At 70.2% G+C, this 18,614-nt stretch carries 12 protein-coding genes and 1 pseudogene; 5 read left to right on the plus strand and 8 right to left on the minus strand.

From position 1 onward, the window contains the following. Nucleotides 1–103: 103 nt before the first annotated feature. Nucleotides 104–1,642 carry a recombinase family protein gene (locus tag KOI35_RS29485; protein ID WP_281420304.1) on the plus strand — a complete coding sequence of 513 codons (1,539 nt, stop codon included), beginning with the start codon at nt 104–106 and terminating at the stop codon, nt 1,640–1,642. On the opposite strand, the gene KOI35_RS29490 is transcribed toward KOI35_RS29485, so the two are convergent. Beyond that, the gene (locus tag KOI35_RS29490; RefSeq protein ID WP_215791891.1) at nt 1,605–2,447 is read right to left on the minus strand and encodes a PSP1 domain-containing protein; all 843 of its coding nucleotides are present in this window, start codon (nt 2,445–2,447) and stop codon (nt 1,605–1,607) included. The genes KOI35_RS29485 and KOI35_RS29490 overlap by 38 nt on opposite strands. Before the next feature lie 158 nt (nt 2,448–2,605). On the opposite strand from KOI35_RS29490, the gene KOI35_RS29495 reads away from it, so the two are divergent. Next, on the plus strand, nt 2,606–4,159 hold the full coding sequence (locus tag KOI35_RS29495; RefSeq protein WP_215791892.1) for an LPXTG cell wall anchor domain-containing protein: 1,554 nt from the start codon (nt 2,606–2,608) through the stop codon (nt 4,157–4,159). Between the two features lie 508 nt (nt 4,160–4,667). Here the strand turns inward: KOI35_RS29495 and KOI35_RS29500 are convergent. Genes KOI35_RS29500 through KOI35_RS29510 form a run of 3 tightly spaced genes read right to left on the minus strand, consistent with a single transcriptional unit; the run spans nt 4,668 to nt 6,035 of the window. Continuing rightward, nucleotides 4,668–5,279, minus strand: coding sequence for a hypothetical protein (locus KOI35_RS29500; RefSeq protein WP_215791893.1), 612 nt, complete (start codon nt 5,277–5,279; stop codon nt 4,668–4,670). Next, nucleotides 5,279–5,707: a hypothetical protein gene (locus KOI35_RS29505; RefSeq protein ID WP_215791894.1), complete on the minus strand. Its 429-nt coding sequence runs from the start codon at nt 5,705–5,707 to the stop codon at nt 5,279–5,281. Before KOI35_RS29505 ends, KOI35_RS29500 begins: the two co-directional genes overlap by 1 nt. Nucleotide 5,708: 1 nt before the next feature. Further along, complete coding sequence (locus KOI35_RS29510) at nt 5,709–6,035, minus strand: YbaB/EbfC family nucleoid-associated protein (RefSeq protein WP_215791895.1); 327 nt, start codon at nt 6,033–6,035, stop codon at nt 5,709–5,711. A gap of 165 nt (nt 6,036–6,200) precedes the next feature. On the opposite strand from KOI35_RS29510, the gene KOI35_RS29515 reads away from it, so the two are divergent. Further along, complete coding sequence (locus KOI35_RS29515; protein ID WP_215791896.1) at nt 6,201–7,394, plus strand: DNA polymerase III subunit delta'; 1,194 nt, start codon at nt 6,201–6,203, stop codon at nt 7,392–7,394. Nucleotides 7,395–8,569: 1,175 nt separating this feature from the next. On the opposite strand, the gene tmk is transcribed toward KOI35_RS29515, so the two are convergent. Beyond that, complete coding sequence (gene tmk, locus KOI35_RS29520) at nt 8,570–11,146, minus strand: dTMP kinase (RefSeq protein ID WP_438870634.1); 2,577 nt, start codon at nt 11,144–11,146, stop codon at nt 8,570–8,572. A gap of 201 nt (nt 11,147–11,347) precedes the next feature. On the opposite strand from tmk, the gene KOI35_RS29525 reads away from it, so the two are divergent. Then, complete coding sequence (locus KOI35_RS29525) at nt 11,348–12,553, plus strand: amino acid deaminase/aldolase (RefSeq protein WP_215791897.1); 1,206 nt, start codon at nt 11,348–11,350, stop codon at nt 12,551–12,553. A 16-nt stretch (nt 12,554–12,569) separates the two neighbouring features. On the opposite strand, the gene KOI35_RS29530 is transcribed toward KOI35_RS29525, so the two are convergent. Beyond that, entirely contained in the window at nt 12,570–13,199 is a 630-nt protein-coding gene (locus KOI35_RS29530) for a TetR/AcrR family transcriptional regulator (protein ID WP_215791898.1), read from the minus strand. Between the two features lie 114 nt (nt 13,200–13,313). Here KOI35_RS29530 and KOI35_RS29535 point away from each other — a divergent pair, with 114 nt between their 5' ends. Continuing rightward, entirely contained in the window at nt 13,314–14,615 is a 1,302-nt protein-coding gene (locus tag KOI35_RS29535) for a D-arabinono-1,4-lactone oxidase (RefSeq protein ID WP_215791899.1), read from the plus strand. On the opposite strand, the gene topA is transcribed toward KOI35_RS29535, so the two are convergent. Both topA and KOI35_RS47730 read right to left on the minus strand, forming a co-directional pair. Beyond that, entirely contained in the window at nt 14,616–17,480 is a 2,865-nt protein-coding gene (topA, locus tag KOI35_RS29540) for a type I DNA topoisomerase (RefSeq protein WP_215791900.1), read from the minus strand. A gap of 837 nt (nt 17,481–18,317) precedes the next feature. Continuing rightward, nucleotides 18,318–18,614, minus strand: a pseudogene (locus KOI35_RS47730) (hypothetical protein); the annotation flags it as partial.

The following is an 18,614-nucleotide window of genomic DNA, read 5'->3' on the forward strand; positions in this document are numbered from 1 at the left end:
CGGAACGACCATAACAAGTTATATTTACATACCTACATTACCGCCTTAACCTAGGCTCATGACACCGCCATCACGTGTCAAGAGCGCCGCTCGACGGCGTGCAATGAGGGCCGACCGAGCTGCCACCATCACGCCACGGGCCGTGCTCTACGTACGCATGAGCATGGATCGCACCGGCGAAGGTGCCGGCTTGAAGCGGCAGGAACAAGCATGTCGGGCACTCGCACTAGCACAAGGTTGGGAGGTCGTTGGCGTAGTCGACGACACCATTTCGGCGGCCGACAGTCGTCTCGCGGATCGCAGCGGGTGGCGCCAAGTGGTGCAGTTGGTCGAGTGCGGTCAGGCTGACCTGATCGTCGCGTGGCATCTGGATCGAGTAACCCGCTCGATCAAGGATCTCGAATTCCTGATCGATCTTGCCGTGGAGAGAGACATCGGTCTTGCTACCGCAACCGGCGATATCGACCTGACCACTGACGTCGGACGCATGGTCGCGCGGATTCTGGCTGCCGTCGCCTCAGCCGAGACCGAACGAAAGGCCGAACGACAAATTCTCGCGAACGATCTACGAGTGGCGGCAGGAAGACCCCAGTGGATTCGGCGGCCCTTCGGATATGAGATGGACGGCAGCCTGCGCGAGGAAGAAGCCGCAGCCATCTTCAAGGCCTACCACGACGTGCTCGCGGGCAAGGCACTCAGCACGGTGGCCAGGGAGTGGAACGACGCCGGCTTCCGAACGTCGGCGCCGTCGGCGCGCACTGCTCGCCCGCGGGCTCCGCGCAAGCATCACTACGCCCCCTCCGGCCGCTGGAACAACGTCGCCGTTCGTCTGGTTCTGCGGGCTCCACGCAACATCGCCAAGTCGACGCTGTACGGGGAGATCATGGGCGACGCAGCGTGGGCACCGATCGTGGACGAGCGGACCTGGCTGGCGATGGACCATCTGCTGGCAACTCGTGAGCGCCCTGACAGCAGGCTGGGCAGATTGTCTAAGTTACTGTCCCGGCTCGCCATCTGCTCGGTCTGCGACGGTCCGATGGGCGCAAGCATTCGAGCGGACAAGCCCATCTATATCTGCCAGGGTCGGAACTCGGAGTCAGCGAGCCGTGGGCACTGCCAACTGCCGATCGACTTCGCGGATGGCGTCGTGGTAACTCGCCTGATCGAGCAGATGCGGAACATCGGACGCTCCGCGTTTCGACCCCGACCGCAGTCGCTCGATGTGGACCACCTGGAGGCACGCTCGACGGAAATCGACGTGATCATGGCAGAGCTGGTCGAGGATCGGGCGGCCGGACTGATCGACCGGAAGGCTCTCATCAAGGGCACGGCGACGCTTCGAGAGGAACTCGCCGCGATCCGAGCAGATCTGGCCGCAGCTCGAGGCGATACGCCCGTGGGAGCGTTCGACGCGACGGCAGCGCTTGAAGAGTTCGACCAGCTCGATCTTCAGAAACGACGAAAAATCCTCCGCGAGGCATTCGCGTTCATCCGGGTAATTCCCCGCGGGAAGGGGCGGCCGAAGGCTGGACAGCCGACCTGGCGTGCAGACCTCATAGAAACTGAATTCACGCCCGCCTGGTCGTCGCCGCAAACCACTCGGACTATGGCTGGTCGTAGCGCTCGTCGTGCGCCTTCCTAGGCCCGCACACCGACGCCCGCGAGCAGGAGCATCGGGATCCGTCAGCATCCATGCGAACAATGACGGAGTCTTTGGGAACGCTGTGTCCGACAACCCGGCCGTCGCCGTCCGGCGTCGTCACCCGGCTGCCGACTGCGGGGGCGGATGCGGCGAAAGCCGAGTACAGCGGATGTTCGTATTTGAGGCAGCACATCAGGCGGCCGCACGCGCCGGAGATGCGCAGGGGGTTGAGCGGCAGGTCCTGGTCTTTGGCCATGCGGATGGTGACCGGCTCGAAGTCGGTCAGGAACGTGGCGCAGCACAGGTCGCGGCCGCACGAACCGATGCCGCCCTGCACTCGGGCGGAGTCGCGCGCGGAGAGCTGACGGAGCTCGACCCGGCAGTGCAGGGTCGCTCCGAGGTCGCGTACGAGGGAACGGAAATCGACCCGATGTGGGGCAGTGAAGTAGATCGTCGTGCGGGCGCTGCCGGTGCCCGCCTGGTCGAGCACGTGGTCGACGGCGACCACCTTCATGGGCAGCTCGTGCGCCTTGATCAGCTTTTTGGCGGCGACCTTGGCCTCCGCCTTGCGTTTGCGCAGCAGCTCATCGCGCTTTAGATCGTTCTCTTCGGCGAGGCCGGCGACCTTGGGGAACCCCGAGGTGTCTTCACTCACCCACTGCGCCGCCCAGACGCACTCCGCCACCTCGGGGCCGTCGTCCGTGGGCACGAGCACACGGTCGCCGACCTGGGGCGAGAACTCGCCCGGATCGAGGTAGTAGAGGCGGCCGTACCGGTTGAAGCTGACCGCGCACAGCATGCCCATGGGCACCACCCTACGACGCGCCGCACGCCGCACCAAATGCCTGATTTGGGCTACCCGGCGGGGTTGTCGTATAGACGTATCGCAACCGCCCTAATCGACCCTCGTTGGGCAGACCCGTAGACGTCACCACGTTGTGCCGCAATTCGGGAGGAACTTCCATGACGCCCGCCAGGTCGCTGGCCGCCAGTGTCGTCGCGCTCGGTTTCGCCGGCGCCCTCACCGCGCCGCAACCCGCGCTCGCGGCGCCCGCACCCTGCGAACGCGCCGAGAACTTCGCGGCACAGTCCGGAGCCGAGCTTCTGAGGATCAACAAGCTCGAGGTACGCACGTCGGCCGCCGAACGGCCCCGCGTCAAGGCCGAGGAAGGCGAGTCAGAGGACGCAGCCGACGCGGTCACGCCCGATCCGGAGGACAGCGACACGCTGAGCGAGGGCATCGGCAAGATCGGAGCTGGGGCGCTCGGCTATCTGGGGGCGGCCCCGAAGCAGACGGCCGAGACCGACGGCGACGCCGAGGTCGTCGGGAAGATCGCCGAGCGGCTCACCGACACCTCGGGGGCGGGCGGCGGAGAAGCCATCAAGACCGACCCTTCCCGTACGGACGGAGCCTCGCTCACCGAAGTGGGACTCGGGGAGGCTCGTACGGCGATGATCGCGCCCGCCCGCGTCTCGTCGGCCGCCTACGCCCGCATCCTGGACGGCCGCTCGGGCAACAAGTCGATCGCCAAGCCCCTGCTCCAGCAGGCGCCGCCGACCAACGCCGAGGCCGCCCAGCGCTCGACCCCCGCCACGAAGGCCGGCCCGCTGCGCCTGGGCGACGGCAAGATCCGGACGCACGCCCGGTGGAGCGCGGGCATGGCCTGCGGTCAGGTCACGGGCGAGACGGGTCGCGCCGACACCTCCCTGAGCAGCGTCAACCTGCTGAACAGTGGCACCAAGGCGCTGGTCCAGGTTCCCGGCACGATGACGAGCCGGGGCACCACGGCCATCGAGAACAGCGGTTCCGACGCCCGTACGGTCGCCCGCTCGACGGTCACCGCCGGGCGCATCGAGCTCGCGGGCGGCCGGGTCCGTCTGCGGGTGCTGCGGGCTCCGACGCTCGAGGCCGCGATGTCAGCCACGTCCGGCGGCAAGATCAGCTACCGCTCCGCGATCGTCGAGGTGTCCGGGGACGGCATCGCGACCAAACGTCTGGAAGCCGCGGGCGAGCACGTCGACGTCTCGCTGACCCCCGACCGGCGCACGATGGAGTCGGCTCAGCTGGCCGATCTGGGCGACCTTCGGGAAGCCGCGCCGATGCCGGTCCCGACCGTTCCCGGTCTGCCGTCGGTGACCGCTCCGGAACCGGAGTCGGCGACCGCACCGGCACAGGGCACCCGGCTCCGGGTCGCGCTGGGCGACGTCCGGCACGCGGTCAAGGGGCACGCCATCGCGGCGCGGGCCTCGGCGATCAAGGTGGCGCTGCTGCAGAACTCCGGCTCGGACGGTTACGGCGGTGGCCGCTCCGAGGTGTCGCTGGCCATGTCGCTCGGCGTGCTGGAGGCGGCGGCGGTCTCGCCGGACAGTCCCGAGCTCTCGTCGGCCGGCGCGGGAGGCGGGCTGCCGGTGACCGGCCCGCGCCTCGACCGGATCGCCATCGTCGGCGGCGCGTTGCTGCTGGCCGGCATCGGAGCGGTGCTGTTGGGTCGGCGGCGTCGGCGCCCGACGGTCTGATAGGTGAACCAGGCGCTCGCCTCGTACCGGAACCGGAGTCATCCAAATGGAGAGATGTCGATCTCTTGATGGATGAGGCCGACCCCGACGGTTGTCCCCTCTGTGTCCGCCGAGCGGTTCGAAGGCGGCGCAACCCCGCGACAACCATCGATTCGTAGCGTTGAGTAGTGCTTACACCTGCGGGGGGTGCAGGAGGACGCGGCGTCGCATTCGGGATTCTTTCCGGTTAACCGAATGCGGCGCCGCGCCCATGCGCGCACCACTTCACAGCCGCGATCTGATCGCCCGCCGTCGCTGCGTTCCCATCACCCGACGCAGGCGCCACTACGATCCGCTCACACGTGCAGGCGCAGTCGCGATCCGCTCACTCGCACGCAGGCGCCGCCGCGAACCGCTCACTCGCACGCAGGGCGCCGCCGCGATCCGGCGGCTCAAACGCGGGCGCCGCTGCGATCTGATCACCCGCACGCAGGCGCCGCCGCGATCTGATCACTCGCGTGCGGGCGCTTCAGAGCGGGAGCGGATCGGCCAGCTGCTGCGACCCGAGCAAGAGGTCTTCGGCTTCGGCGTAGTCAGTGGCGACCGTCTGCAGGATGTGCGCCGTCAGCCCAGCGGCCGCCTCGATCTCGGCCGCCCCGGGCGGGAGGCTCGCGGGCGACGCCAGCGTCAGCGCCTCGGCCGAGGTCAGCGCCTCAGCCAGCACGGCCGCCAGATTGTCGCGGGCCCGGGTCATCCAGTCGTGCAGGGCGGCGGCCAGGTCGGCACTCGCCTCGAAACGCTCGTCCAGGCTGTCGTGGTCGCCGGACAGATGCGTCGCGGCCCGTCGGCGCAGATCGTCGTAGGCATCGGCTGCCTCACCCTCCCACTCGTCGGGTGGGGGCAGTGCGGCCGCGATCTCGACACAGACCCGGGCGTCGGCCCGCAGTTCGGGCTCGGCCTCGACCAGAGCCGACGGCCGCAGTTCGGCCACCGCGAGGGCGGCGTCGGCGGGCATCAGCCGTACGCGTCGAAGCTGTGCCCAGACCGGATGACCCGGTGGCGCCCCGGCCGCCTCGAGAACCTCCTCGGCCCGGCGCAGCAGAGGCAGGGCGGAGTCGAGCACCTGGTCGAGCCGGTCCATCACATCTCCCGGGTGAAGCGGCGTTCGACCGCCTCGTCGGTCTCGGCGTAGTTTCGGCGGGCCTGGCGCACCGAGCCGGCCATCTCGCCCAGACGGACGGCGGCCGCCGACGCCTCGTGCGATCGCGCATCGAGCACGGCGATCCAGCGTTCCTGCAGAGCCCGCCCGACCCGCCCGGGCAGACCAGCGCCGTCAGACAGACCGGCCCCGCCGGACTGGCTCGCTCCACCGGACTGGCTCGCTCCGATGGACTGGCTCGCCCCGCCGGACTGGCTCGCTCCGATGGACTGGCTCGCTCCGATGGACTGGCTCGCTCCGATGGCGGTGAACCCGCTGCGACTCGGCGCGGCGGCGAGGGACGCCGCGTCGCGGGAGACGGCGGTCAGGGCGTCGGCGGCGTGGTCGAGGCGCTCGGCCAGCTCGTCCATCTCAGGCCTCCCCCAGTGGACGCAGCTTGCCGAAGATCTCGTCGTGCAGCTTTTCCCGGGCCCAACTGGCGGCCTCGGCGGCGCTGGTCACGGTGGCCTGCAACTCGCGGGCGAACTCGGCCGCCTGGCGATGCTGCAGGCCGCCGTGGATCTGGATGCCGGCTATCCGGCCGGATGCGGTCACCGTGACCTCGATCGAGTCGTCGGGAGAGTGGACCGAGACCTGATGGGCCTCAACCGCTCGTTCGTAGTCGTCGCGCAGCGCCTCAACACGTCGATGCCTTTCAATGGCCTCACCGATCCACGCCTCGTCGATCTCTCGTGCCATACCCGAGGCTCCTCACCGTGCGTCAGCGCGCCGTCGCGTACCGGGATCAGAAAGTACCTGGAAGAGTGACTTCTTCGCTACGCCTGGTTTTCCACTGTGGATAACTCCGGGGGCCTGTGGATGACGGATGAGGTTTTGTCGGGGGTGCGCAATACCATCGGTCCCGTGAATGACGTCTTCACCGATCTCGTCGGCCAGGCCGAGCCGGTCGCCACGCTGCGGTCGGCCGCCGCGGCTGCGGCCCGGGTGGTGGCCGGTGATCAGGTGCCCGCCGGGGCGATGACCCACGCCTGGATCTTCACGGGTCCGCCCGGCAGTGGCCGATCGGTGGCCGCGCGCTCCTTCGCCGCGGCGCTCCAGTGCCAGCGCGACGGGGCCGGCTGCGGTGAGTGCCACGGCTGCCACACCACGTTGGGCAAGACCCATGCCGACGTACGGTTCGTGGTGCCCGAGGGTCTCTCGATCGGCGTCAACGAGATGCGGGCGCTGGTGCTGCGGGCGGCCAGCGCGCCGTCGGGCGGCCGGTGGCAGGTCGTTGTGATCGAGGATGCCGACCGGCTCACCGAGCAGGCGGGCAACGCGCTGCTCAAGGCGATCGAGGAGCCGCCGCCGCGCACGGTCTTCCTGCTCTGCACGCCGTCGACCCACCCCGACGACATCTCGGTGACGATCCGTTCGCGCTGCCGGGTGGTGGCGTTGCGGCAGCCGCCGGCCGACGCCGTGGCCGAGGTTCTGGTGCGCCGTGACGGCATCGCGCCCGACGTCGCTTCGTGGGCGGCGGCCGCGGCGCAGGGGCACGTCGGCCGGGCCAAGCGACTGTCCAACGACGCCGAGGCCCGTGGCCGGCGCGAGGCCGTGCTGTCGGTGCCCCGGCGGCTCACCGGGGTGGGTGCCTGTTTCGAGGCGGCCAGCGCGCTGATCAAGTCGGCCGAGGCCGAGGCGGCGGAGTTGCTGATCGAGACCGACGCCGCCGAGCGGTCGGCCCTCGAGCAGGCCCTTGGCGCCGGCGGCACGGGCCGGGGCGCGGCCGGGGCGATGCGCGGGGCGGCGGGCCAGATCAAAGACCTGGAGAAGCGGCAGAAGTCGCGCGCCACGCGCTCGAAGCGGGACGCGCTCGACCGGGCGCTGGTCGACCTGGCCGGCTTCTACCGCGACGTGCTGGTCACCAACATGCGCGCGCCGGTCGGTGTGGTGCACACCGATGTGGCGTCGCAGTCCGAGGCCGCGGCGGGCAAGTGGTCGCCCGAGAGCGCGCTGCGACGGCTCGAGGCGGTGCTGGCGTGCCGCCAGGCGATCGACGAGAACGTCAAGCCCGAGATCGCCGTCGAGGCCATGATGCTCACCCTCTGGCGCGGCTGAAACCGCGAGCCGACCCAGCGCGGGCGAGTCGGCACGAGGCGGACCGGCGCGAGCCGAACCCCGCGCGAAGCGAGCCGGCGCGAGCCGAACCAGCGCGGGGGCGACCGACGCGAAGCGGACTGGCGCGAGGCTAAGCCGCGCGAAGCGAGCCGAACCCGCGCGGGACGAACCGACGCGAAGCGGACCGGCGCGGAGGCGAACCCGCGCGAAGCGAGCCGGTGCCAGCCGAACCAGCGCAGGGCGACCGACGCGAAGTGAACCGGCGCACGGCGAACTGGCGCAAGCCGAGCCGACGCGAAGTGAAGCGGCGCGAGCCGAACCCCGCGCGAAGCGAGCCGGTGCGAGCCGAACCAGCGCGAAGCGACTAGCGCGAAGCGAGCCGAACCAGCGCGGGACGAACCGACGCGAAGCGGACCGGCGCGGAGCCGAACCCGCGCGAACCGAGCCGTGCCAGCCGAACCAGCGCAGGGCGACCGACGCGAAGCGAAACCCCGCGCGAAGCGAACCGGCGCGAGCCGAACCAGCGCGGGGGCGACCGACGCGAAGCGGACCGGCGCGAGGCGAACCGGCGCGAGGCGAACCGGCGCGGAGCCGAACCCGCGCGAACCGAACCGGTGCCAGCCGAACCAGCGCAGGGCGACCGACGCGAAGCGAAACCCCGCGCGAAGCGAACCGGCGCGAGCCGAACCAGCGCGGGGGCGACCGACGCGAAGCGGACCGGCGCGAGGCGAACCCGCGCGAGGCGAACCCGCGCGAGGCGAACCCGCGCGAGGCGAACCCGCGCGAAGCGAACCCGCGCGAAGCGAACCCGCGCGAAGCGAACCCGCGCGAAGCGAACCCGCGCGAAGCGAACCGGTGCCAGCCGAACCCGCGCGGGCAACCGGCGCGAGGCGAACTGGCGCGAGGCGAACTGGCGCGAGGCGAACTGGCGCGAGCCGAGCCAGACTGGCGCGAAGGCGAGCCGGCGCCGGGCGAGGGCTAATGGTCAAGGGTTGTTGCGCGGGTCGTGCGGGTCGGGCGCAGTTGGTCGGAGCGCCGCTCGATGGATCGGCCGAGAGGAAGCTCCGGAAGCGCAGCGCTCGGCGAGGCCAGCACGGGTCAAACCGGGGCCTGCGGTTAGCGCGGCAAGAATCGGCGCCCGGTCATCTCGCGATGCCTTTGGGAGGGGGATCTGGTCAGTTGCGGCTGTAGCGGGCGGGGCCGTCCGGGGTCTCGTCGTCGTTGATGCCGAGCAGCTCCGCCATCTCTTCGAGCGGCGGCTCCTCATCGCGCCCGTTCTGATGATGGGGCCGGCTCTCTGCGGTTGACGGATGGTCGGTCGACTGCGTTGCGTCGCCCGGACCGATGATCGGCTGCGTCAAACCGTCCGGGGCAGTAACAGGCTGGGTGCGATCGGATGGGTCGATGATCGGCTGCGTGTGGCCGGCCGACTCGGTAACAGGCTGCGTGGGATCATCCGCCGCAGTGAGAGGCCGCCTGCGATCGGCCGACTCGGTAACAGGCTGCGTGGGATCGTTTGCCGCGGTAAGAGGCCGCCTGCGATCGGCCGACTCCGTAAGCGGCTGCGTGGGATCGTCCGCCGCGGTAAGAGGTCGCCTGGGATCGGCTGACTCCGTAAGCGGCTGCGTGGGATCGGCCGCCGCGGGGGACGGGGCGCGGCGGTCGTCGGGGCCTACTCGGCGGTCGGGGGTGGCGGTCAGGTCGGGGGCCTGCAGGTCGGGGCCCGGCGGCAAGTCGGTCGAGGCCGGCTCGGGATGGGTTGGCTCGGTGGCTCCCAGCAGCGGCGACAGGCGCTCGCCGACCGCCGTGGTGATCTCGGCCAGTGGCCGCGCCGCGTCGAGTACCAGGTAACGCTTGGGGTCGGCCGCGGCCAGGTCGAGGAACGCGTAGCGCACCCGCTCGTGGAAGGCCCTCGACTCGCTCTCGAGCCGGTCGGTGCCCTCGCCCCGGGCGTCGACCCGGTTGAGGCCCACGCCGGGGTCGACGTCGAGCAGCACGACCAGGTCGGGCTTGAGGCCGCCGGTGGCCCACGACGACAGCCAGGAGATCTCGGCGACCGGCAGCGTGCGGCCGGCGCCCTGGTAGGCCAGCGACGAGTCGACGTAACGGTCGCTGATCACCACCGCGCCCCGGGCCAGCGCCGGCCGGACCACCGTGGCCACGTGGTGGGCGCGGTCGGCCGCGTAGAGCAGGGCCTCGGCCCGCGCCGACGGCGACTCGCTCTTGTCGAGTACCAGCTGGCGGATGCGGGCGCCGACGTCGGTCGCACCCGGCTCGCGGGTGACCACCACGTCGCGGCCCTGTTCACCCAACAAAGACGCGAGCCGGGTGACCTGGGTCGACTTGCCCGCGCCCTCGCCGCCCTCGAAGACGACGAAGATGCCGCTGCGGGTGAACTGCTCGTCCGGCGAGAGCGGCCGCCCCCGCATCGAACCCCACAGGTCGGCCAGCACCGGCACGCCGCGCTTGTCGTCCATCTGGCGGAACGAGCCGATGCCCACGAACACGCCGATCGCGCCCGCGACCAGCAGCAGCACGCGGGTCGAGGAGACGTCGAAGGCCAGCGGCCCGAGCTCGACCCGGCGGGAGCTGCCCAGACCGACCAGGAAACCGGCCAGCGTGATGGCGAGCAGCAGCACCATCCGCACGCCGATCTGAACAACCGCGAACACCCTTCCCCGTACGGCGTCGTCGACCTCGCCGTAAAGGAGGGTCGTGCCGGCCAGGAACGCCATGCCCGCGCCCGCGCCGACCAGCAGCGCGCCCACGAGGGCCATGGAGAGGTGGAACGCGACGCCCAGGAACATCACCGAGCCGCTGGCCAGCACGATGCTCATGCCGAACCAGCGGCGGCGGGACAGGTCCCGGATGATCATCGGGCCGAGACCGATGCCGACCGCGAGCCCCATGAAGATGGTGCCGAAGAGCAGGTAGAACGCGGCTTCACCGGCGCCCAGCGAGGTGGCGAAGGTCTTGGCGGCACCGATGACCACGCCGCCGGCCGCGAACGCGCCGAAGATGCCGAGCACCAGACCGCGTACGAGCGGAGTGGTCCCGATGTATTTCCAGCCGTCGAGGAACTGACGGGTCATGCTCTGCTGCTGGGCCGCCTGCTGCCGCTGTTCGCTCTTGCCGCCGATCTCCTTGATGCCGAAGAAGACGGTGAGCGCCGTGGCCAGGCGGGAGATCGCGTTCATGTAGAGCGCGAGCTGCACCGGCGCGGCCCAGTCGGGCAGGGTGGCGCCGGACTGTTGCAGACCGGCGGTCAGGGCGGAGAGCACCAGGGCGGCCAGGATCGGCGTGATCCCGTACGTGGTCACGAGCGTGAGTTGGTTGGAAACCTCGATCCGCGACTTGGGGATGAGGTTGGGTACGGCTGCTTCCTTGGCCGGGATCCAGATCAGCGTGATCGTCTCGCCGATGAAGGTGGCGATGGTGGCCCACAGCACGGTGACGCCGGGCGACCCGCCGAACAGCGGGACGAGCGGGATCGAGCCGTAGAACACGAACCGGATCAGGTCGGTGATGACCATCGTGTAGCGCCGGTCGAACCGGTCGGCGAAGACGCCCGCGATCGGGCCGAGCAGCAGGGCGGGCAGCAGGCGGACGGCGATGGTGCCACCGAACGCGGCGCCCTGGCCGACGCTGCTGTCGAACTGGGCCGCGGCGAAGATGCCGGTGGCCAGCAGGCCGATCCAGTCGCCGAACGAGGCGAGGCCGAGGACGAGCCAGAGGCGACGGAACGGCCGGATGCGTAGCACCGATCGCAGCGCCGCCGCGCCCGACAGGTCGACCGGGCCGGTTTCCCGCTTTTCGGTGTCGATGGCCGTACCTCCCGTGATTACTGCAGGGTGCACTCTATCGGGCGGTGCGAAGTCCCCCGGTTACCCACGTTCGGGTATCGAATAAGTGAAGAGGTTTCGCATAACTCACGACGGCGATACGGTGCTGGCGTGAGCGCCGACCGCAGTGCCCTGAAGGAGCGGCTCGACCGGGCCACCGCCCATCTCGAGACCCCGGTCGCGGCCGTCGACCTGGCCGCCTTCGACGACAACGCCGATCAATTGGTGGCGCGTGCCCACGGCAAGCCGTTGCGCGTCGCGAGCAAGTCGGTGCGATGCCGCACGCTGCTGGAACGCGTGCTGGCGCGACCCGGCTGGCACGGCGTGATGGCCTACACGTTGCCCGAGGCGATCTGGCTGGTACGCGCCGGGTTGACCGATGACGTGCTGGTCGCCTACCCCACGGTCGACCGCACCGCGATCCGCGAGCTGACCACCGACGCCAAGCTGGCCGAAGCCATCTCGATCATGGTGGACCATCCGTCCCACCTCGATCTGGTCGACCAGGTCACTCCGCCGGGCGACCGTCCGCCCGTACGGCTGTGTCTGGATCTCGACTCGTCGTGGCGCCCGGCCGGCCCGTTACATGTCGGCGTCCGCCGCTCCCCCGTCCACTCCGCGGGTCAGGCCTCGGCCCTCGCCCGCCGGATCACCGCGCGCCCCGGTTTCCGGCTGGTCGGCATGATGTCGTACGAGGCCCAGATCGCCGGCCTCGGTGACCTGCCACCCGGCCAGGCCCTGCGCGGCCGGGTCATCCGGCTCATGCAGTCGCGCTCGTTCCCCGAGATCGTCGAGCGCCGCGCCGCGGCCGTGGCCGCCGTCCGGGAGCATGCCGACCTCGAGTTCGTCAACGCGGGCGGCACCGGCAGCGTCGAGGCGACCGGCGCCGACCCGGTGGTCACCGAGGTCACCGCCGGTTCCGGGCTGTACGGCCCGACGCTGTTCGACGCCTACTCGGCCTGGCGCCCGACGCCGGCCGCGTTCTTCGCGCTCAGCGTCGTTCGCCGCCCGGCGCCACGGATCGCCACCGTGCTCGGCGGCGGCTGGATCGCCTCGGGACCGGCCGAGACCAGCCGCCAGCCGACCCCGTGGCTGCCCGCGGGCCTGAGCTTCAAGGCGGACGAGGGTCCCGGCGAGGTGCAGACGCCGCTGGTCGGCGCGGTGGCCGACACGCTGCGGCCGGGCGATCGGGTGTGGTTCCGTCACGCCAAGGCCGGCGAGCTGTGCGAGCACGTCAACCAGCTTCAACTGGTCGACGGCGAGTCAGCGACGCCGGCCCCGACGTACCGGGGGGAGGGTCATGCCTTCCTGGGCTGACGCCGGGACAAGCGGGTCAGCTGGTCACGGCGCGGTGCAGGTACTCCCGGATCAGCGTCTTGGCCTCGGTCAGCACGGCCTCGTCGCCGCCCGTGTCGCGCCGGAACGCCAGCTTGATCAGCGCGTCCGCCGCCTCGACCGAAACCTCGAGCGAGAACCGCAGTCGTGCCCTGTCCATCAGCTGGAACTGGTCGACCAGCAGCTCGGCCAGGCGCTCGGCGATGACCGCGTTGTTGTCGCGCTCGACGTCGAGCAGGTGCACGTCGACCACGTCGCCGAAGTGCAGCGTGCGGAAGCCGGGCACCGTGCGGTGCATCTGGATGAAGATGTCGATGGCCGCGTCGACGCCGTCCCACCAGTGGGCGAACGTCTCGCTGCCGAATCGATCGGACAGCCCCTGCAGGTAGGCGTCCATGTTGCGCATGGCCAGCGCCTGGACGATCGCCCGCTTGTCGGGGAAGAACTGGTAGACCGAGCCGATGGCGACCTCGGCGCGCTCAGCCAGAAGCGTGGTGGTCAGGCCCTCATAGCCGACCTCGTCCACGAGCTCGGCGCAGGCGTCGAGCATGCGCTGGACCCGGGCAACGCTTCTGCCCTGCACCGGGACACGCCGCAGCGGCCCGGTGGTGACGGTTGGTGTCGACACGCGTCGCCACTCCCTCTCAGCAGTGATAATCGGAACGTTACTCGGATCAACGAGCGAGGGGCATCGACGGGACGCGCGGTGCGGCTGTCCGCTCGTACGGAGGACAAGGCCTGAATGACTACCCCCCGGAATGCCCGCCGTTGGATCAATTGGGGCGGCAATCAGCAGTCACTCGCCGTAGACGTCCTGACCCCTGGGACTGTCGACGAGGTCGTCGGCCACGTCAAGGAGGCGTCGGAAACCGGACGCCGGGTCAAGGTCGTCGGCAGCGGCCATTCGTTCACCGACATCGCGGTGGCCAATGACCAACGTCTGCTCTTGCACCGGATGACCGATCTGATCGCCGTCGAAGGCCCTCTTGTCACAGTTCAGGCGGGGATGCCGCTGTGGAAGCTGAACGAGATCCTGGCCCGGCACGGATTGGCGATGCCCAATCTCGGTGACATCGACGCGCAGACGGTCGCCGGGGCCATCTCGACCGGCACGCACGGCACCGGCGACACGCACACCACGCTGGCGTCCTGTGTCGAGGCGGTCAAGCTGGTCACCGGCAGCGGTGACGTTCTCACCGTGGGTAAGGATCATGAGGCGTTCCCGGCGGCCCGGCTCGGCCTCGGCGCCCTGGGCATCCTGGTCGAGGTGACGCTGCGCTGCGTGCCGGCGTTCACCCTGCTGGCTGACGAGCGGCCGATGGCCCTGGCCGACGTGCTGGCCGGACTGGACGAGTGGATCCCGGCCAACGAGCACGTCGAGTTCTACTGGTACCCGTACACCGACCGGGCCCAGCTCAAGCGGAACAACAAGGTGGCCGAGAACGATCGGCCGCTGTCGTCGTTCCGGGGCTGGATGGATGACGAGTTCCTGGCCAACACGGTCTGGCAGGGCGTCTGCAAGCTCGGACGGCGGGTGCCGGCGGTGGTGCCCACCGTGCAGTCGATCGCGGCCCGGGCGCTGACGGCACGAACGTACACGGAACGCTCGGATCGGGTTTTCTGCACACCGCGGCGGGTGCACTTCACCGAGATGGAGTACGAGATCCCGCGCGCGGCCCTGCCCGAGGTGCTGGCGGCGCTGCCCCAGATCATCGACGAGTTGCCGTTCAAGATCCAGTTCCCGGTCGAGGTGCGCTTCACCGGGCCCGACGACGTGTGGCTGTCGCACGGCTACGGGCGTGATTCGGCCTACGTGGCCGTGCACCAGTTCACCGGGTCGCCCTACGAGCCCTACTTCCGGGCGTTCGAGGCGGTCTGCCAGCCACTCGGGGGGCGGCCGCACTGGGGCAAGCTTCATTACCGTACGGCGGAAGATCTGCGCCCGGTCTATCCGAAGTTCGATGACTTCGTGGCCGTGCGTGACCGGCTCGACCCGGCCCGGGTGTTCACCAACGAATACCTGGACCGGGTGCTCGGAGCCTGACTACTCGGCGCTGGCCGTGGCCTTGGCGGGGGCGACCTTCTTCGCCGCCGCGGCCGGCGCCGCGTTGGCTGCCTTCTTGGCCGGGGTGGCCTTCTTGGCGACCGCCTTCTTGGCCGGGGTCGCCTTCTTGGCCGCGGCCTTCTTCGCCGGAGCTTTCTTGGCCGGAGCCTTCTTGGCCGCGGTCTCGCCCGCCGCCGCCTTGGCCGGAGCCTTCTTGGCCGCCCGCTTCTTGGGCGCCGGACCCTTGGCCCGCTTCTCGGCCAGCATCTCGGAGGCCTGCTCGATGGTGAGCTCTTCGGGCGTCTGGTCGCGCCGCAGTGAGGCGTTGAACTCGCCGTCGGTCACGTAGGGCCCGAACCGGCCGTCCTTGATGACCATCGGCTTCTCGGTCACCGGGTCGGGACCCATCTCGCGCAGCGGCGGCTTGGCCGCGGCCCGGCCCCGGGTCTTCGGCGCCGCCAGCAGGGCCAGCGCCTCGTCCAGGGTGACCGTGAACAGTTGGTCCTCGCTGGCCAGCGAGCGCGAGTCGGTGTCGCGCTGCACGTACGGGCCGTAGCGACCGTTCTTGGCGATGATCTCTTTGCCCTCGGCGTCCTTACCCACCACCCGGGGCAGGCTGAGCAGCTGGATCGCCTGATCGAGGGTCAGCGTGTCGGGCGTCTGGGTGCGGAACAGCGAGCCCCGCCGTTCGCCGCTCTCGACATAGGGCCCGAACCGGCCCGACTTGAGCAGGACAGGCTGGCCGGTCGCCGGGTCGTCACCGAGGCTGCGCTCGCCGCCGCCACCGAGGAAGAGTTCCTTGACCTTCTCCGGGGTGAGCTCGTCGGGCGCGACACCCTCGGGGATCGACACCCGGTTGGCCGGGTCGTTCGCCTGCTCCTCGGCCGCCTGCGGGTCTTGACGCTGCAGGTAGGGCCCGTAGCGGCCGACCCGCACGACGATGTGCTTCCCGTCCTCGTCGTCGAAGAGGGGAATCGAGTTGATCAGGCGCGCGTCGATGTCACCCAGGTTTTCGGTGACCAGCTTGCGCAGGCCGCCGGCCTTGGCGATCTCGTCGTCGGCGCCCGCGGTCTGGCTGCCGAAATAGAACGCGGTGAGGAAGTCGAGCGAGGCGTGGTCGCCCCCGGCGATGCCGTCGAGGTCGTTCTCCATCGCCGCGGTGAAGCCGTAGTCGACCAGGCGCGGGTAGTGCTTCTCCATCAGGTTGATCACCGCGAACGCGATGAACGTCGGGATCAGCGCCTGTCCGCGCTTCTCGACGTAGCCGCGGTCCTGGATCGTCTGCATGATCGACGCGTAGGTCGACGGGCGGCCGATGCCCAGCTCTTCCATGGCCTTGACCAGCGACGCCTCGGTGTAGCGGGACGGCGGGCTGGTGTGGTGGCCGGCCGGGTTCAGCTCGTCGGCGTCGAGCGGCTGGTCCTTGACCAGGTTGGGCAGGCGGCGCTCGGCGTCCTCGGCCTCGGCATTTTCGTCGTCGGACGACTCGACGTAGGCCTTGAGGAAGCCCGGCTCGGTGATCGTCTTACCGGTGGCGCCGAAGTCGACCTCTTCCTGCGCGGTCGAGACGGCCCGGATGCGCACCGAGATCGAGTTGCCGACCGCGTCGGTCATCTGGGAGGCGACCGTGCGGCGCCAGATCAGCTCGTAGAGCCGGAACGCGTCACCGGAGAGCTCGTTGGCCACCTCGGCCGGGGTGCGGAAGCTGTCACCGGCGGGCCGGATCGCCTCGTGCGCCTCCTGCGCGTTCTTGACCTTGCCCTTGTAGTGGCGGGGCTCCGGCGGCACGCTGCGCTCGCCGTAGAGCTCGGCGATCTGCCGGCGGGCGGCCGCGATGGCCGTCTCCGACAGGTTGACCGAGTCGGTACGCATGTAGGTGATGTAGCCCTCTTCGTAGAGGCGCTGGGCCGTGCGCATCGCCTGGGCCGACGACATGCGCAGCTTGCGGGCGGCCTCCTGCTGCAGCGTCGAGGTGATGAAGGGCGGGTAGGGCCGGCGGCGGTACGGCTTCTCCTCGACCCGGGTGACCGTGAACTCCTGCCCCTCGAGCCGGGCCGCGAGACCGCGGGCGCCGCTCTCGTCGAGCTGGGTCACCGCCGCGCCGGGCTTCAGACGGCCGGTCGTGGGCTCGAAGTCCTTGCCGGTGGCGATCCGGTCACCGTTCAGCGCGATCAGCGTCGCGCCGAACTGGCGCGGGCCCTCGACCTCGCCCTGCACGGCCAGCAGCGCGTTGATGTCCCAGTATTCGGCCGTGCGGAACGCCATGCGCTGGCGCTCCCGCTCGACCACGATGCGGGTCGCCACCGACTGGACGCGGCCGGCCGACAGCTTCGGCATGACCTTCTTCCAGAGCACCGGGCTGACCTCGTAGCCGTAAAGGCGGTCGAGGATGCGGCGGGCCTCCTGCGCGTCGACCAGATTTTGGTCGATGGCGCGCGGGTTGGCCACGGCGGCCTGGATGGCGGGCCGGGTGATCTCGTGGAAGACCATCCGGTGGACCGGGACCTTGGGCTTGATCGTCTCGAGGAGGTGCCACGCGATGGCCTCGCCCTCGCGGTCCTCATCGGTGGCGAGGAAGATCTCGTCGACTTCCTTGGCCAGTTTCTTGAGCCGGGCGATCTGCTGCTTGCGGTCGGCCGAGATCACATAAAGCGGGTGGAAGCCGTTGTCGACGTCGACGCCCAGTCGCGCCCACGACTCGCCCTTGTACTGCTCGGGCACCTCGTCGGCGTTCTTGGGCAGGTCACGGATATGGCCGATGGAGGCCTCGACCAGATAGTCGGGCCCCAGATAACCGGCGATCGTCTTGGCCTTCGACGGGGACTCGACGATGACCAGACGGGTCGTCCTGGTGTCACTCGGCACGGCACTCCCAAACTTCGAACTCAGCGTTCCGCCTGTTCCCGCCATCGGACCGGCGGCTCACAGACTTTCAACGTAACGCGCCGGACGAGTCAGCATTCCCCGGGAACCCCGGAGTCGGATGGTAACGGTCCGGCCACCGTATGCCTCCGACGGCGACACCGTACACCGCGAACATGCTGTCGTGTCGCACACAATCAAGGAAGATCATGCAGCCGCGCCGCCGGGCCACAGCTCGGCGGGGGCCGCGTCGGGCCGGTTCCCGACCAGCTCAGCGAGGCGCGCGACCCGCCTCTTGCCCATGATCAGATAGCGCCGTCCGTCGGCCGACGGCCGGCCGGCGAGACCGGCGCGGACCAGCGCGGCATCGATCACTTCCACATCCTTGGCCGGGTCGAGACCGAGGGCGTAGCCGCCCGGGACCGGTTCGCCGGCGGCGGCCACCCAGAGGCGCAGGCGCGGGCCGCTGAGAAACAGCTGCGCGGCCGCCTCCGGCCAGGCCTGAGCAAGACCATTCAACCTTCGGGAGTACGCCGTGAGGACCTCGAACCTGGGACCGACCGGCTCAGGGTCGGCCCGGTCTTCCTCGGCGGCCGCTTCACCCTCCGCGAGCTGGCTCTCCGCCGGCTCGGACTCGGCGGGCCCGGACTCGGCCGGCTCGCGCTCCGCGGGCTCGGGCTCGGCCATTACCGGCTCGGTCGGGCGGCGCTTCGCGGGGTTTCCGGGTGACATTTCCGAATCGTCAGCGTCCGCCGGATCTTCGGGGATGGGAACCGAGTCGTCCTCCAACGGCGCATAGACCACATCGCGTACGCGGGAAGGCTCTTGATCTTTTTGACGCCAGCTGACCACCAGGCCACGGATGACCAGCTCAGCGACCAGCACGTGAACCCGCCAGGCGGCGTCGACCGGCACCGACACCCGGGCCGTGCCGCCCATCCGCCCCAGCGTGGCCGGCCCGGCGAGCAGCCCGGCCAGATCGGCGGGGGCGGGCTCGGTGGTCTCGGCCCCGAAGAACGGCAGCTGACGACCGGCGTCGGCGGGCGGGTCAGCGCGCGGATGAGCGGGACGTGCGGCAGCCGGAACCGGCGCGGGGAGAGCCTCGCGCGGGATCAGCGGCCACCCCGTCTCGGTCAT

The organism is Paractinoplanes bogorensis (assembly GCF_018829635.1).
Lineage (GTDB): Bacteria > Actinomycetota > Actinomycetes > Mycobacteriales > Micromonosporaceae > Actinoplanes > Actinoplanes bogorensis.